This window comes from Oceanicella sp., assembly GCF_056449545.1.
Genome location: NZ_JBWOMN010000029.1, coordinates 159,363 through 172,536, shown reverse-complemented (window position 1 = coordinate 172,536; position 13,174 = coordinate 159,363). Strand labels below are relative to the sequence as shown.

The following is a 13,174-nucleotide window of genomic DNA, read 5'->3' as shown; positions in this document are numbered from 1 at the left end:
GAAAAGCCGCGCCCGGGCGCCCCCCCCGGCCGCGTGACCCGGCGCAGCGGCCCGGACACGCGGCGGCGGGGCCGGACATGGATTTCGCGATCCGGCGCGCGAGGTTCGAGCTGATCGAGCGCTGGCGGCGCAGCCCGCGGCGCCGCGGCGCCCTCGCCTGCCGGCTCCCGTGCGCGGCGCCCTGCGCGAATTGCCGCAAATGCAATTCGGGCTGGAGGTCACGCGCCGTCGCGCCGCCCTCGATCGCGCCGAGACTCTGACGCTCGCGGCCTGCGCCGGGCTGCTCGGATTCAATCCGGATGCGCCGGGCGGCGAGGACTGCGCTGCGCGACGGGCTGGAGCGGATCCTCGCCGACGGGGCCGCCAGTTCGGGGCATCAGGCGGCGCATGCGCTGCTCGATCTCGACCGCTTCAACGAGGTGGCGGCGCGCTTTCAGATGCATCGCTACGCCAGTCTTGGCGACACAGGCCGGGCGCTGAACGTCAACGCCGCGCTCCGGACCCATCTGGAGGAGGTCTGCGACGCCGAACCCGCCGACCCGACCCTGCGCCTGATCGCCGAAATCAGATCCGGGGCGCTGTCTTCGCTGACGGCCGCGTCGCCGCGGACCGCGCCTATTGGCTGATCGCCACGCCCGCCCGCAGCCCCGACGGGAGCTGCCACGCCACCATCCGCTTCGCGCTTGGCGATCACCGCGGGATCGGGCAGCAGGATTTCGAACCGACCGGACACGCGCGGGGTCGGGGTGATGTCCCTGACGCCCCGCGGCATGTCATGGTCGCTCCACTGGCGCAGCAGCGATCCGAGCACGCCCGGCGCCCGCCGTGTTTTCATGGCGATCCGGTGGGTCATGGTTGATTCTTCTCCTGAAAATTCGTTGTCGAAGTTTCGAATGGGTGCGGATTGCGCCCCCGCCAATACGCGCGTTGCACTCGGGCGGCGGAACCGGCATGGGCGCCGCCGACAAGCAGCCGCGTCACGCCGCGGCCGGATTCAGCCTGGGCGGTGACGTCATGGTCGATGAACGGCCCCGGATAGGCGTAGATCGGCGGCGGCGCCGGGTTCGGCCGCTCGGCGGGCGGCCTGGCCCTGACCATCGCCTTGGCCACGGTTTCGAAGGCCGCGCCGATATCCGGGCGCATGGGCGGCTCGGGCGCGTCGGGGAAATAGTGGCCGAAGCTCTGCAGGGCGGCGTCGACGCGCGAGCCCTCGGCCCCGACGGCGCTGGCCATGGGCAGCGCGTCCGAGCCCGAGATGTCGCCCGGCGCCGCCGCGGAAATCATCCTTTGTCCGTGCCCCATCGAGACCCCCGTCCGGTCGCGCGCGGCCCGGTTTTTCCGCGACAGGGGTTCAGGTCGCGCCGCCGCGCCGCTACTGTGCGAGGGTCTTTTGAGGCTCCGGCGCAGGGCGACCGCGCGTTCCGGCGGCGCCTGACGCCAGTGGAGCGATGCGCAGATGACCCATGCCGCCGACGCGCGGACCCGACGCCCGGCCGCGGCGATCTTCGTGGTCGTCACCGTGGCCATCGACGCCATGGGCATCGGGCTGATCATGCCGGTGATGCCCGACCTGATGCGCGATCTGGCGGCCATGTCGCTGAGCGACGCGGCGCTGTGGGGCGGGTATCTGACGTTTTCCTACGCCGCCATGCAGTTCCTGTTCGGGCCGCTGATCGGCAGCCTGTCGGACCGTTTCGGGCGGCGCCCGGTGCTGCTGGCCTCGCTCGCGGCCATGGCGGCGGATTATCTGGTGATGGCGGTGGCGGGCTCGCTGTGGCTGCTGTTCGCGGCGCGGGCGATGTCGGGAATCGCCGGGGCCACCCATTCCACCGCCAACGCCTACATGGCCGACGTGTCGCCGCGCGAAAAGCGGGCGGCGAATTTCGGGCTGGTGGGGGCGGGGTTCGGAATCGGCTTCATCTTCGGCCCGGCGATAGGCGGCATGCTGGGCGAACTGGGCCCGCGCGCGCCGTTCTACGCGGCCGCGGCGCTGGCCGCCGCCAATTGCCTCTACGGCTTTCTGGTGCTGCCCGAATCGCTGCCCGCCGCGCGCCGTCGGCATGTGGACTGGCGGCGCGTCGACCCGTTCAGCGCCCTGCGCAAGGCGGTGCGGCTGCCGGGGCTGGGGGCGTTGCTGGCCACCACCTTCGTCTACAATTTCGCCCATTACGTCTACCCCTCGGTCTGGAGCTACTTCACGCTGGAGGCGTTCAACTGGTCGGTGGGCGAGGTGGGGCTGTCCCTGGCGGTGTTCGGGGCGCTGATGGCGCTGGTGCAGGGGGGCGCCATCCGCATTGTTCTGGCGCGGATCGGGGCGGCGCGCACCGTGGGGCTGGGGCTGGCGGCGAATCTGGCGGTGATGCTCGCCCTCGCTTTCGCCACCGAGGGCTGGATGGTCTACGCGCTGATGCCGCTGATGGCGCTGAGCGTGGTCACCGGCCCGGCGCTCACCGGGTTGATGAGCGCCCTTGCGCCCGATGACGCGCAGGGCGAATTGCAGGGGGTGATCGCGGCGCTGGCGGGGGTGTCGACCATCCTCAGCCCGCTGCTGATGACCCGGGTGTTCAACATCTTCACCGGCCCGGATGCGCCGGTCTATCTGCCCGGCGCGCCGTTTCTGGCGGCCGCGGCGCTGTTCGCGCTGTCCGCCGGGCTGTTCATGCGCAGCCGGTCGCGTCACTCGAAGCGGTAGAACGCCTCGTAGATCGGCCCCAGGGTCTTTTCGGAGAACAGCGAGGACACCGAGGTGTCGTTGCCCACGTTGAGGATCGCCTGCGCGAACAGCGGCGCCACCGACACCGCGCGGATGTTGTTGGCCGCCTTGGCCGCGTCGGTCAGCGGGATGGAATCGGTGATCACCAGGCTTTCCATCGCCGAACTGGACACGCGCTCGACCGCCGGGCCCGACAGCACGCCGTGGCTGATATAGGCGTGCACGGCGCGCGCGCCCTCGTTCTTCAGCAGCTCCGCCGCCTTGCACAGGGTGCCGGCGGTGTCGATGATGTCGTCGACGATGATGCAGACCCGGTCCTTGACGTCGCCGATGACGGTCATGTCCTCGATCTCGCCGGGTTTGGAGCGCCGCTTGTCGACGATCGCCAGCCCCAGCCCCAGCCGCTTGGCCAGTTCCCGCGCGCGGGCCACGCCGCCCACGTCCGGCGACACGATGGTCAGCCGGGACCGGTCGGGAAACGCGTGCCGGATGTCGAGCGCGAACACCGGCGAGGCGTAGAGGTTGTCCACGGGAATATCGAAGAATCCCTGGATCTGCCCGGCGTGCAGATCCATGGTCAGCACCCGTTCGATGCCCGCCTGTGCGATCAGGTTGGCCACCAGCTTGGCGCTGATCGGGGTGCGCGCCGCGGTGCGCCGGTCCTGCCGCGCATAGCCGAAATAGGGGATGACGGCGGTGATGCGCTGCGCCGAGGACCGGCGCAGCGCGTCGGCCATGATCAGCAGCTCCATCAGGTTGTCATTCGCCGGGTTGCAGATCGACTGGATGATGAACACGTCCTCGCCGCGCACGTTGTCGAAGATCTCGACGAAGATCTCCTTGTCGCTGAAGCGTTCGACGCGGGCGTCGGCCAGCTCCACGTCGGCGCTGCGATAGACGCTCATGCGTCGCGCGATCGCCTCGGCCAGCGGCGGGTTGGAATTGCCCGCGATCAGTTTGAGATTGATGTCGGATTTCATCGATCCACATTCCCCTGTTGACCGGCGCCCGCGTCGCGCGCCTGACGTCGCGGCCGTTCATCCAGCGTCGCCGCGCTGCGCCGCTCTAGCATCGGGGCGGGGGGTTGCAAAGACCGCTGAACGCGTCATCTTGGCTCCGCGCCGGGCGCCGGGCCGCGCCCGGGCGCGCCGGGCCGCCCGGCGCGGCATGTTCAAGGAAACGCCCAATGTCCCGAATCGACTATTATTTCTCCGTGCTGTCGCCCTTCACCTATCTTGCCGGCGATCGGCTGGAAAAGATCGCCGCGCGCCACGGCGCGACCGTCGTCTACCGGCCTTGCGACATCATGAAGGTGTTCGCGGCGGTGGGGGCGCAGCCGGTGGGCCAGCGGCATCCCTCGCGTCAGCAATACCGGTTGCAGGAATTGCGCCGAATCGCCCGCCGCAACGCCATGGCGATCAACCTCCGTCCGGCCCACTGGCCGGTGGATCCGACGCCCTCGGCCCATGCGATCATCGCCGCGCAGGACGCGGGCGGCGACGCGGGCGGCGTGGCGCGGGCGCTGATGCGCGCCTGCTGGGTCGATGACGATGACGTGTCCGACGCCGCCGTCGTGGCCGCGGCGCTGGCGCAACGCGGTCTTGACGCGGCGCTGCGCGACGACGCCGCAAGCCTTGGGAAAACCTACGCCGCCAACACCGACGCGGCGCTCGCCGCGGGGGTTTTCGGCGCGCCGTTCTACGTCATCGGCGAGGAACGGTTCTGGGGGCAGGATCGGCTCGACTATCTGGACGCGCATCTGGGCGACCTGGCCCGGGGCGAGGCCTGAGCATGCCCGAGATCGAGGTCGAGGGCCGCCGCGTCGCCTATCGCGACGCCGGGCCGGGTTCGGGCCCCGGCGCCCCGGTGCTGTTCGCCCATTGCTCGCTGGCCCATAGCGGGCTGTGGAAACCCATGCTGACGGCGCTGGCCCCGCGCCGCCGGGCGCTGGCCGTGGACATGCCCGCCCATGGCGGCACCGCGCCGCCCGCCGACGGCGAATCGCTGCAGCAATTCGGGGCCCGGGCCTGCATCGCGCTGCTCGAAACCCTTGGCCGCAAGGCGCATCTGGCGGGGCTGTCGCTGGGCGGCGCGGTGCTGGGGCGGGTCGCGGTGGCGCGCCCGGATCTTGTGGCGAGCCTCACCCTGATCGAACCGGTGTATTTTCATCTGCTGCGCCCGGCGGGGCGCATCGCCGAGGCCGACGAGGACGAGGCGCTGATGAGCGAGGTTGCGCGGCTGTTCGACGCCGGGGAGCGCATCGCCGCCGTCAAGCGTTTCATGACCGTCTGGGGCGCGCCCGGCGGGGTCGAGGCCATGAGCGACGAGGGCCTCGCCTACGCGGTGCGCTGCTATGGGGAACTGGCCAGGGATTGGCAAAGCGTCATCGGCCATCCGCCGGGGCAGATCACGCCGGCGGACCTCGCGGCGCTGCCCATGCCGGTGCTGCTGATGCAGGGGGCGGACACGCCGCGCGCCGCCGCCGCCATTCTCGACGTGGTGCAGGCGGCGCTGCCCGAGGCCCGGCGGCTGGCCATCCCCGGCGCCGGGCATCTGGCCCCGGTCACCCATTGGCGCGAGACGCTGGATGAACTGGAACGATTCTTCGCCGAGGTTGACCGGCGGGCGCCGGCGCCCGCCGCCTGAGCCCAGCCCAGCCCAGCCCAGCGCGACCGGTCCCCCTTTCGCGGGATCCGACCCGCTGGATCCGCCCGGCCACTGGCGCGCCCGCGCGCGATCCGCTATCGCAGGCAGGATTGCCGCCACAAGGATTCCCAGCCGATGCCCGAGCTCGACCTGAATTTCGCCCGCGCCCAGTTCCCCGCCTTTCGCGAGCCCTCGCTGCGAGGCTGGGCGTTTTTCGAGAACGCCGGGGGCTCCTACGCCTGCCGGCAGGTCATCGAACGGCTCAACCAGTTCTACCGCCGCACCAAGGTGCAGCCCTACGCGCCCTATCCGGCCTCGCGCATGGCGGGCGCGTGGATGGATGAAAGCTATGAGCGCATCGCCGAATGGCTGTGCGTGGACCGGGACGAGGTGCATTTCGGCCCCTCGACCTCGCAGAACGTCTATGTCCTGAGCCACGCGTTTCGCGCCGGCTGGCGCGAGGGCGACGCGGTGGTGGTCACCAATCAGGATCACGAGGCCAATTCCGGCGCCTGGCGGCGGCTGGCCCGGACCGGGATCGAGATCCGCGAATGGCGGGTCGACGAGGCGGGGCATCTGGATCCCGCGGATCTGGCGGCGCTGCTCGACGACAAGGTGCGGCTGGTGGCGTTTCCGCATTGTTCGAACATCGTGGCCGAGATCAACCCGGTCGAAACCATCTGCGCCATGATCCGCGGCGCCGGGGCGGTGTCGGTGGTGGACGGGGTCAGCTACGCGCCGCACGGGCTGCCCAACGTGGCGGCGCTCGGGGCCGACATCTACATGTTCTCCAGCTACAAGACCTTCGGGCCGCATCTGGGGGTGATGGCGGTGCGCCGCGATCTGACCGCGTCGCTGGCCAATCAGGGGCATTTCTTCAACGCCGGCAATCCGCGCGCCACGCTCACCCCCGCCGGGCCGGATCACGCCCAGATCGCCGCCATCGAGGGCGTCGCCACCTATATGGACTCCCTCGACAGCTATCATTTTCGCACCGGCGCCGCCCAGGACATCCGCACCGCGCGCCTCGGCGGGCTGCTGCGCGCCGCCGAGACCGCGCTGCTGGCGCCGCTGATGGATTTCCTGAACGGGCGGCGCGATCTGCGGGTGCTGGGGCCCGCCGACCCGGCCTTGCGCGCCCCCACCGTGGCGCTGGCGCTGGACCGCCCGGCCCAAGAGGTCGCGGCGGCGCTGTCCGAACATCGCGTCATGGCCGGGGGCGGGCATTTCTACGCCTACCGGCTGGTCGAGGCGCTTGGCGTCGATCCGGCCCGGGGGGTGCTGCGGCTGAGCTTCGCCCATTACACCTCGGCCGCGGAAATCGACCAGCTGATCGCCGCGCTCGATGCGGTGCTGGCCCCGGGCCGGAGCCGGGGCCTGGGCGGCTGATGCGCATCGTCGGCGGACGGTTTCGCGGCCAGTCGCTGGCGGCGCCGGGCGACGCCGGGGGCGGGGCGGCGCATCTTCGCCCGACCTCTGACCGGGTGCGCGAAGCGATCTTCAACCTGCTCGCCCATGGCGATTACGGCGACCCGCCGCCGCCCGAGGGGCGGCGCGCGCTGGATCTGTTCGCCGGGGTCGGGGCGCTGGGGCTGGAGGCGCTGAGCCGGGGCGCCGCGGCGGTGCACTTCGTCGATGACCTGGCGAAAGCCCGCGCCCTGATCCGCGAAAACATCGACCGGCTGCGGGTGATCGGGACCACGAAGATCTATCGCCGGGACGCGACGAAACTGGGAATTTGCCGGGGCGAGCCCTATGACCTGGCGTTTCTGGACCCGCCCTATGGCAAGCAACTGGGCGAGGCGGCGCTGACTGCGGCGATCGCCGGCGGCTGGCTTGCCCCCGGCGCGCTTGTCGTGTGGGAGGAAAGCGCCGCCGCGCGCCCGATCCTGCCGCCGGGGGCGATGCTGCTGGACGCGCGAAGCTACGGCGACACCACGATCCGCATCCTGCGTCTGGGGGACTGAGCACATGGCGGCTGACATTTTCGACGTGGCGGTGATCGGGGCCGGCATCGCCGGGGCCTCGGCGGCGGCGGAACTGGCGCGCGATTGCAGGGTGGCGTTGCTGGAAATGGAATCCCGGCCCGGATTTCACACCACCGGGCGTTCGGCGGCGATCTTCGCGCCCACCTACGGCCCGGCCCCGATCCGGGCGCTGACCCGGGCCTCGGCGGGGTTTTTCCACGCGCCGCCCGCGGGGTTTTGCGACGCGCCGCTGCTGTCGCGCCGGGGCGTGGTGATGCTGGCGCGCGACGACCAGCTGGCGGCGCTGGACCGGATGTTCGACGAGGTCGCGGGGCGCGGCGCGGTGACGCGGCTCGACCGCGCGGCGCTGCACGGGCTGCTGCCGCTGCTGCGCGCGGAATACGGCGCCGCCGGGATGTTTGACGCGCAGGCGATGGATATCGACGTGAACGCCCTGCATCAGGGCTGTCTGCGCCAGCTGAGGCAGCGCGGCGGCGCGTTGATCGCAAGCGCGCCGGTCACCCTGCTGACGCGCGAGCAGGGCGGCTGGATCGTCACCGCCGGCGGGCGCGACATTCGCGCCGGGGTGGTGGTGAACGCCGCCGGGGCGTGGGCCGAGGCGGTCGGCGCGCTGGCCGGGGCGCGCCCCATCGGGCTGGTCCCCAAGCGGCGCACGGCGCTGATCGTGGCGTCGCCGCCGGGGCGCGACCCGGGCGGCTGGCCGCTGGCGGTGGATGTGGAGGAGGCGTTCTACATGAAGCCCGAGGCGGGCAAGCTGCTGATCTCGCCCGCCGACGAGACGCCCTCGCCGCCCTGCGACGCCCAGCCCGAAGAACTCGACGCCGCGATCTGCATCGACCGGATCGAGACCGCGTTCGACATCCGGGTCGCGCGCATCGAACACAAATGGGCCGGGCTGCGCAGTTTCGTCGCCGACAAGGCCCCGGCGGTCGGGTTCGATGCGCGGGTCGAGGGTTTTTTCTGGCTGGCGGGGCAGGGCGGCTACGGCATCCAGACCGCGCCGGCGCTGGCGCGGCTGACGGCGGCGCTGGCGCAGGGGCGCGCGGCGCCCGCCGACATTCTGGATCAGGGCTTCGATCCGGGCGACGTGGCCCCGGCGCGGGGGCGGGACCGCCAGGCGACCGACGCCTGACGCGCCCGCCGCTCGGCTGGCCGGAGGCCGGGCCGGCGATGCCTCCCCAGCGCCCACCCGCCAGCCGGACGCCCGGGCGCAGGATCCGCCCCCGATCGGATGGGCTTATTCGAGGCCGGCGGCGACTTCGGTGATCATGGCTTCGAGAAGGGCCTGGACCTCCTGCATCGCGCCCTCGGGCAGGCGGCGATAGCCGAGATGCACGCGGTCGGTCTCGCCGGCGAGCTGGTAGGCGTAGATGCCGTAGGGGCAGAAGGCGAGGTTGTCAGGGTCGGCCTCCATCATCTTGCGCGACAGGGTCGCCGAGCAGAACTGCGTCACCCGGGCGAAATCGTAGACCTGGGTCGTCGCGCCCACATCCGCCGCCGTGCGGTTGAGCATGTCGCCCACGAAACTGACATTGTCGATCACGTAGCCGCGCTCCTCGATGGCCAGCTTCAGATCGAACACCACGTCTTCGAACGGGGCTTCGATCACAAGGCTCCGGTTGGGCGATTCGCCGGCCTGCGCGGCGCCGGCGATGAAGGCGCAGGCGGCGGCGGCGATGAGAACGGTCCTTGCGATCATGTCATCCTCCCTGAATGGATCCATGCATATGTTAGCATATGTTTGCGCGCGCGATACCGTGCGATTGGCGCGGCCGATCCCAACACCGTGATCAGAGCCCGAGCAGCGCCGGCAGGTCGGCCATGTCGGCGAAGGGTTCGGCGCCCAGCGCGCGCAGGGCGGCGGGGGCGTCGCCTGCGGGATCCTGTTCGGGAACATAGGCGAGGCAGCGCATGCGCGCGGCCCGGGCGGCGCGCATGCCGACGCCGCTGTCCTCGATCACCACGCAGCGCGCGGCGGGGGCGCCATGGCGGCGCGCGGCGTGTTCGAACAGGTCGGGCGCCGGTTTGGGGCGCGCGTGATCCTGGGCGGAGAACCGCTTGCCGGCAAGGCGTTCGGCGAGCCCGGCGGCGGCCAGCGTCACGTCCATCTTGGCGTGGGGGCCGTTGGAGGCGACGCAATAGGCCAGCCCGGCCCGGTCCAGCGCGTCGAGCGCCGCGGCGATGCCGGGGATGGGGCGCACCTCGCGCGCCAGGGCCGCGAAGATCAGCGCGTACAGCTCGGGCATCCAGTCGGCGGGCAGGGCGGCGCCGCGGCGGGTCGCCTCCTGTCCCGCGTCCTCCATGGCGCCGCCGACGAACAGCTGGTTGACCAGGGCGGGCTCGCAGGGCCATCCGCAGGCGGTGAAATAGCGCGCCATCACCCGGTCGCTGATCGGCTCGCTGTCCACCAGCACGCCGTCGCAGTCAAAGATGATCAGGGCCGGGCGAGGGGCGGTCATGGCGTGTCCTTGTCGTGACGGGGCGGGCGGGGTCAGTCGGCGGGCCCGGCCCTCGGGCCCCGGCGCGCGTGATGCAGCCGGGCCTCGCGCTGGGCGATGTAAAGGGTGGCCCCGACGATGATCGATCCGCCCAGCAGCGTCGCCTCGTCGGGGGTTTCGCCGAACATGAAATAGCCGGCGCCGCCGATCAGCACCAGCCGCAGATAGGCGATCACCCCCATGACGCTGGCCTCGCCGAGCCGATAGGCCTGGATGTCGGCGACGCCGCGCGCGACGCCGGCGGTGACCAGCACCGCGAAGGCCAGCCAGGCCATGTCGTCGGCGGGCAGGGACCAGACCGGGATCGCCAGCGGCAGGCCGATGATCGCGGTGATCGCCACCGAGGAGATATAGGCCGACAGCGCCCCGTCCGCCTCGGCCAGCCCGCGCGCCGTGGCCAGCGAGGCCGCGAACAGCAGCGACGAGGCCAGCGCCGCCAGCATGGCCCAGTCGGGCGTCCAGCCTTCGCCGCCGCCCGGGCGCAGAATCACCAGCGCGCCGATGAATCCGAACGCCACCGCCGCCCAGCGGCGCGGGCCGACCTTTTCGCCGTTCACCGGCCCGGCGAGCAGGGTGGCGAAGATCGGCGCGGTGAAAAACAGGATGGTCGCCGTGGCCAGCGGCACCTGCGAGATGGTGTAAAAGCCAAGCTGCGTCGACACCCCGACCATGATCCCGCGCGCCAGATGCATGCCGGGGCGGGAAAATTTCAGCATCCCGCGCACCCGCGGCGAGGTCAGCATCAACGCGAACACGGCGATGGTCATGCCGGCGCGCAGCAGCACCACCATGCGGCTGTCCATGCCGGTGGAGAGCGCGCGCACCGCCACCGTCATGGCGCTGGCGGTGACCACCGAAAACAGCATCCAGGCGGCGCCGGCGAGGTTGTCGCGCTGCGGGGCGGCCGGGTCGGGGAGGGCGGGCGGCCGCGCTGCGCCGGCGGGGACGCGCCCCGGCGTGGAACTGGGATCGGGGGACATGGGCGGCGGCTCCTTCCCGCCAGCGATGCCGGGGCGGCGGGGGCGGGTCAAGCGAAATTGCGCGCAAATGCCCTTGCAGGGCCTTTATTTCACCACCCCGGCGGCTAGGGTGGGCGGGCCGGATCCCGCCGGAGTCCTGATGTTCGAGGCTTGCCCATGCGCCCCCTTCCCCGTCCCGCGCCCGTCATCGCATTCCCGCGCGGCGGACTGGCGGCGCTGATCGCGGCGGCGCTGTGGCTGGCGCCCGGCCCCGCCGCCGCCAACCCCTATTTCGAGACCTGCATGAGCCCCGACGCCTCGGCCGCCGGGATGGCGGATTCCTGCCGTCGGGCGCTGAAATGGGGCGGGCTGGACAAGCGCGAGCAGGCCGCCGCCTGGACCAATATCGGCGTCGCCAACGCCGAACTGGGCCGCCATGGCGACGCGCTGGCCGCCTATGACCGGGCCGAAGCGGTGGATCCCGGGTTTTTCGCGCTCTATCCCAACCGGGCGCTGTCGCGGGCGTCGCGGGGGCAGGTGCGCGGCGCGCTGGCCGATTACCAGACCGCCCTGCGCCTGAAACCCGGCGACGCGGGCAGCCTGATGGGGCGGGGCGCGTTCTATCTGAAACGCGGCGTGGCGGATCTGGCGCTGCAGGATTTCGACCGGGTGCTGGCGAAGGATCGCGAGAACGTGGACGCGCTGTTCAACCGCGCCATGGCGCTGGCGGCGCTGGAACGGCGGCGCGAGGCGGCGGAGTCGTTCACGCGGGTGCTGCGGCTGGCGCCCGGCGACGCCTCGGCGCATCTGCAGCGCGGCCTGGCGCGCGAACGCGACGACCCGCGCGGCGCGGCCGAGGATTACGCCGCGGCCATGCAGCTCGACCCGTTCTGGAGCCAGCCCCATGTGGCGCGCGGTCTGCTGCGCGACCGGCTGGGCGATCGCGAGGGCGCCAACAAGGATTTCCGCCGCGCCTTCGAACTGGGGCATCAGGCGGAATGGCTCACCGAGCGCATCCGCGCCATTCAGGGGTGAATTCGAAGGCCGCGCGCCATTGTTCGGATGTTCGGGGCCGCCGCGCGTCGCTAGCCGGCGGCGGACAGCGCGGCGGGCGCGAAGGCGTCGCGGGTGCAGGCGCGGGTGAACAGATCCAGCGGCTCGTCGAAATCCCGCGCCACATGGGGCCCGATGCCGGTCCAGTGCGCCGGGTCCACCCGCGCCACCTCCGCCGTCACCAGCACCGAACGCCCCAGCGCCTTGGTCATCTCGTCGAGCCGCGACAGCATGTTGACCACCGGTCCGATCGCCGAAAACGTCAGGCGCTGCGGCACGCCGATATTGCCGAACATCACTTCGCCGATGGCCATGGACACCGAGAACCGCATGTCCTTGGACATGCCGACCACCGCCCCGCGCCTGAGCTTTTCCTCGCGCATGTCGAGCGCGCCCTCCATGGCCCGGGTGGCGGCGCGCACCGCGTCGGGTTCGCCGACTCCGTGCTCGATGGGAAAGATCGCCAGCACCGCGTCGCCGATGAAATCGAGGATCTCGCCGCCCTCCTCGATCACCTTCAGCGCGGTGCAGTCGTAGTAGCATTTCAGCAGTTCGAGATAGAGGTCGGGCTGCATGCCGTTGGAGATCCGGGTGGACTTGCGCAGGTCCGAATACCAGACCACGGCGCGGATGCGTTCGCCGGCGCCGCGGCGCATCTCGCCGGCCAGCACCCGCTTGGCGGCGGTGGCGCCCAGATAGGTGTTGGCGAGGTTGACCATCACCCGTTTCTGGATCGCGGCGCGGCAGGCGACCGCGAATATCCGCTGGATGCGGCTGATGGATTTCAGGTCGGCGCTGGAATAGCCGCCCTCGCGCCGGGTCGCCCAGCTGGCCATGATGCCGCTGCCGCCGCCGCGGTAGCTCTCGACTTCGGCGATCGTGAACAGGGTCGAGGTCATCAGATAGTCGGTGAAGCCGTCGGCCTTCAGCGCAACCAGCACCGGAAAATCGATCACCGCCTCGGGGCCGGCCAGACGGCGGCGCAGGCGCGTCAGGCGGTGGGTCAGCACATGCTGGAACGGGCTTTTCTCGAATGCGTCGGTGGGCATGTCGCCGTGGCGCACCTGATAGAGCTGCGCGCCCTCGCCGAGGCGCCAGTAGATCTGCTCGGCCTGAAACAGCGGGTGCAGGGTCGGCCAGCTCAGCGCCGCGCGCTCCAGCGGCAGACCGATGGCGTGCAGGCGGGTGCAGAGCGTGCCGAACAGTTCGACGATGTCGGGGTCCCCGAGGGTCTCGTCGATCAGCCAGCTTTCGATCTCGGCGGTCAGGGTCTGATGGGTCATGGGCTCAAGATAGGCGCGATCGCGCCCGCCTCCA

14 protein-coding genes are annotated in these 13,174 nt (G+C 71.4%); 8 read left to right on the top strand and 6 right to left on the bottom strand.

Going from position 1 to position 13,174, the window contains the following annotated elements:
- Positions 1–299 precede the first annotated feature (299 nt).
- Entirely contained in the window at positions 300–626 is a 327-nt protein-coding gene (locus AC1HC7_RS05610) for a hypothetical protein (protein ID WP_479495962.1), read from the top strand.
- Positions 627–849: 223 nt separating this feature from the next.
- On the opposite strand, the gene AC1HC7_RS05605 is transcribed toward AC1HC7_RS05610, so the two are convergent.
- The gene (locus AC1HC7_RS05605; RefSeq protein WP_479495963.1) at positions 850–1,284 is read right to left on the bottom strand and encodes a hypothetical protein; all 435 of its coding nucleotides are present in this window, start codon (positions 1,282–1,284) and stop codon (positions 850–852) included.
- 172 nt (positions 1,285–1,456) lie between these two features.
- Between AC1HC7_RS05605 and AC1HC7_RS05600 the strand changes: the two genes are divergently transcribed.
- Positions 1,457–2,692: a TCR/Tet family MFS transporter gene (locus AC1HC7_RS05600; protein ID WP_479498753.1), complete on the top strand. Its 1,236-nt coding sequence runs from the start codon at positions 1,457–1,459 to the stop codon at positions 2,690–2,692.
- Here the strand turns inward: AC1HC7_RS05600 and AC1HC7_RS05595 are convergent.
- Positions 2,677–3,693, bottom strand: a complete 1,017-nt coding sequence (locus AC1HC7_RS05595) for a ribose-phosphate pyrophosphokinase (RefSeq protein WP_479495965.1) — start codon at positions 3,691–3,693, stop codon at positions 2,677–2,679. The two genes, AC1HC7_RS05600 and AC1HC7_RS05595, sit on opposite strands and share 16 nt — an antisense overlap.
- 206 nt (positions 3,694–3,899) lie before the next feature.
- Between AC1HC7_RS05595 and AC1HC7_RS05590 the strand changes: the two genes are divergently transcribed.
- The 5 genes from AC1HC7_RS05590 (at position 3,900) to AC1HC7_RS05570 (ending at position 8,479) form a co-directional block, all read left to right on the top strand.
- On the top strand, positions 3,900–4,502 hold the full coding sequence (locus tag AC1HC7_RS05590; protein WP_479495966.1) for a DsbA family protein: 603 nt from the start codon (positions 3,900–3,902) through the stop codon (positions 4,500–4,502).
- A 2-nt stretch (positions 4,503–4,504) separates the two neighbouring features.
- Positions 4,505–5,359 carry an alpha/beta fold hydrolase gene (locus tag AC1HC7_RS05585; RefSeq protein WP_479495967.1) on the top strand — a complete coding sequence of 285 codons (855 nt, stop codon included), beginning with the start codon at positions 4,505–4,507 and terminating at the stop codon, positions 5,357–5,359.
- 135 nt (positions 5,360–5,494) lie between these two features.
- Complete coding sequence (locus AC1HC7_RS05580) at positions 5,495–6,748, top strand: aminotransferase class V-fold PLP-dependent enzyme (RefSeq protein WP_479495968.1); 1,254 nt, start codon at positions 5,495–5,497, stop codon at positions 6,746–6,748.
- On the top strand, positions 6,748–7,326 hold the full coding sequence (gene rsmD / locus AC1HC7_RS05575) for a 16S rRNA (guanine(966)-N(2))-methyltransferase RsmD (protein WP_479495969.1): 579 nt from the start codon (positions 6,748–6,750) through the stop codon (positions 7,324–7,326). Before AC1HC7_RS05580 ends, rsmD begins: the two co-directional genes overlap by 1 nt.
- A 4-nt stretch (positions 7,327–7,330) precedes the next feature.
- Positions 7,331–8,479, top strand: coding sequence for an NAD(P)/FAD-dependent oxidoreductase (locus AC1HC7_RS05570; protein ID WP_479495970.1), 1,149 nt, complete (start codon positions 7,331–7,333; stop codon positions 8,477–8,479).
- A gap of 105 nt (positions 8,480–8,584) precedes the next feature.
- Here the strand turns inward: AC1HC7_RS05570 and AC1HC7_RS05565 are convergent, their stop codons facing one another.
- From AC1HC7_RS05565 to AC1HC7_RS05555, 3 genes are all read right to left on the bottom strand, one after another.
- Complete coding sequence (locus tag AC1HC7_RS05565; protein ID WP_479495971.1) at positions 8,585–9,046, bottom strand: DUF302 domain-containing protein; 462 nt, start codon at positions 9,044–9,046, stop codon at positions 8,585–8,587.
- Positions 9,047–9,137: 91 nt separating this feature from the next.
- Positions 9,138–9,806, bottom strand: a complete 669-nt coding sequence (locus AC1HC7_RS05560; RefSeq protein WP_479495972.1) for an HAD-IA family hydrolase — start codon at positions 9,804–9,806, stop codon at positions 9,138–9,140.
- Positions 9,807–9,838: 32 nt separating this feature from the next.
- Positions 9,839–10,825: a DMT family transporter gene (locus AC1HC7_RS05555; protein ID WP_479495973.1), complete on the bottom strand. Its 987-nt coding sequence runs from the start codon at positions 10,823–10,825 to the stop codon at positions 9,839–9,841.
- Between the two features lie 156 nt (positions 10,826–10,981).
- On the opposite strand from AC1HC7_RS05555, the gene AC1HC7_RS05550 reads away from it, so the two are divergent.
- A complete protein-coding gene (locus AC1HC7_RS05550; RefSeq protein WP_479498752.1) occupies positions 10,982–11,839 on the top strand; it encodes a tetratricopeptide repeat protein in 858 nt (285 codons plus the stop codon).
- Between the two features lie 50 nt (positions 11,840–11,889).
- Here AC1HC7_RS05550 and AC1HC7_RS05545 read toward each other — a convergent pair whose 3' ends face one another.
- Entirely contained in the window at positions 11,890–13,140 is a 1,251-nt protein-coding gene (locus AC1HC7_RS05545) for an adenylate/guanylate cyclase domain-containing protein (RefSeq protein WP_479495975.1), read from the bottom strand.
- Positions 13,141–13,174: the final 34 nt, after the last annotated feature.